Source organism: uncultured Campylobacter sp., assembly GCF_938045595.1.
In the GTDB taxonomy this organism is placed as follows: domain Bacteria; phylum Campylobacterota; class Campylobacteria; order Campylobacterales; family Campylobacteraceae; genus Campylobacter_B.
On the sequence record NZ_CALIBB010000264.1, the window covers coordinates 1 to 2,057 of the forward strand.

At 33.3% G+C, this 2,057-nt stretch carries 2 protein-coding genes and 1 pseudogene; all 3 read right to left on the bottom strand.

What is annotated here, in order from left to right; genetic code table 11:
* Positions 1 to 435, bottom strand: a pseudogene (locus Q0340_RS10490) (hypothetical protein); the annotation flags it as partial.
* A complete protein-coding gene (locus Q0340_RS10495) occupies positions 395 to 1,495 on the bottom strand; it encodes a zonular occludens toxin domain-containing protein (RefSeq protein WP_298083259.1) in 1,101 nt (366 codons plus the stop codon). The gene Q0340_RS10495 and the pseudogene Q0340_RS10490, both read right to left, overlap by 41 nt.
* A 2-nt stretch (positions 1,496 to 1,497) precedes the next feature.
* Positions 1,498 to 1,893 (bottom strand): hypothetical protein, encoded by a 396-nt coding sequence (locus tag Q0340_RS10500; protein ID WP_298083260.1) that lies wholly within the window; start codon positions 1,891 to 1,893, stop codon positions 1,498 to 1,500.
* Positions 1,894 to 2,057: the final 164 nt, after the last annotated feature.

Genomic DNA, 2,057 nt, shown 5'->3' on the forward strand with positions numbered 1-2,057 from the left:
ATCGTTTGCTTTAAAGACTACGGAGTTTGTAGAGCGAATATAGCTTGAGTTTTGATCGGTCATCTTACTTACTATTTTATCGGCGTCATCGTAAGAGTTATTAGCAAGGGTAAGATACCTTAGCCTGCGCTCGGCGCTAATGCTACCATTAGCATCGCCATAGTCCTTATTCTTCTTAAAGACATAATAAAAGCCGTCAGTAAGAATGAGCTTTAAGCCTTTACTTTCTATGGCTTTGCGGAAATGCTTTATCGTTACATCGGAATTCTTAGCAGTATAGAAGTAAAAACTATTCGGATCTATCTCATCGCTGATTAGAATATCGATTTTTGAATTATGACTGGCAACGTTGGCGAAATCAAGCAAGTTTAGCTTAACTTCTTCGGCAAATGCGCTACTTAGAATAAATAGCGCTAGAAAAAGAACTTTTTTCATTTAACTCTTCCTTCTTTAGGTTATCAAAAACGGGCTTATCAAAGCCAACAAAAAAATAAATTATCCCCTTACCTTTAAACGATCGCACGCTAAATTTAGGCGGAGAACGCAGAAAGATAAAATTTAAGTATCTTTGATCAAAATGATCGTAAGTGCCGTTTTGAATGGAGCAGCGATCATAGAAACAATGAATTTGATATATGTAGCCGATAGGAGGCTCATTAGGATTTGGATTAGAGGCGTTAAATAGGGCTTTAGTACTGTTACTGCTTCCGGTTTCGATAGGTTGATCGGATTGAGTGTCAGGGGCGGAGGAATCGGCGGATTCATCGGAATTAAAGCTTTTCACGAAAAAATAAAAGTATATAGATAGCGTGATAAACAAAAATAACGATACATAAAGAAATTTACGGACAAAAGATTTTTGAGAAGCGTTTTGTCCTGAATGATAAAGATTAAAAACCTCTTTCAAATACGGAACATGAAATTTTTGCATGACGTCTTTTTGATACATCTTGTAAGAGCCGTAAAGCATATATCTAAATTTATTCTTGAATAGACGTTTAGAACTATCCACAGCTTTTACAAAATGCTCGGCTATACGCTTATACTCGTTACTTATAAGCGATAAATCCTGTGTAATAAGCATAATATCCTGGTATAAATGGCGATGATAGGTAAGCCACCAAACCAAAATGTTATCCTCTTTGGCTTTAAAAAAGTTATGAGCTTCATCTAGAATTATTAAAACATTGTATAAATTTAGCTCCTTGGCTTTTTCATTTAGGACGTCATCACCTACTTTATCCATATAGAGCAGATATAAAACTTCGAGATCGGAGTAAAATTTTTCGTAGTCAAATTTTATAAATTTAGCGCCCAAATCGAACTTAAAGCCGTTGATATTGGTATAGCAATATAAATACTCTTTTTGCTTCTCAGGCTTAATGACCTTTGATAGGAAAGTATCCTTTGGCTTAAAAATAAAAAGCTGATGAATTTTAAAAACTGCGTAGTATGTTTTACCGCTACCAGGATTACCGACGATGTAAGTTATCATTTCTAATCAATCCTTGAGATAAAGAGATAATTAAGCAACCTAGCAAATAGGGATAAAAATCTCATAACAATCTTTCCGCCCAAAGCTACGATCAATGTAAAAAATATAGGTTTAAATAAAGTATAGGCATCACCAAAAGCATCAATAAAACCTATAGACTTAAGAACATTAAAGAAAAGAGCTATAATCTCATCTGAATTACCAGCATAAGAATTTATATAATCTATTAAAGCATTAACTCTTGATAATGTAAAAGCAATAGCATCCATCAAATCTATAAAGAAAGGAACGGCAAATTTAGCAAAAAACATAACCATTCCAAGCATAAGCCCAAATCTAATTATGGCACCGCCCCATTTAGCTATGAAAGAGCCTAAAAAACTTACAATCTTACCCATTATAATAACCTCGCAATAGCTTTATAAGTGAATAATGAAAAAAGAAATAAAAACAAAGCATAAAAAATAAAATAAAGAAAGGGGCGAGCATCCTTTAAAAAAGCACATATATCAATAGTAATTTTTTTGCTAAATTTTTGGCTAATTTGTCTATCTTATCAAAT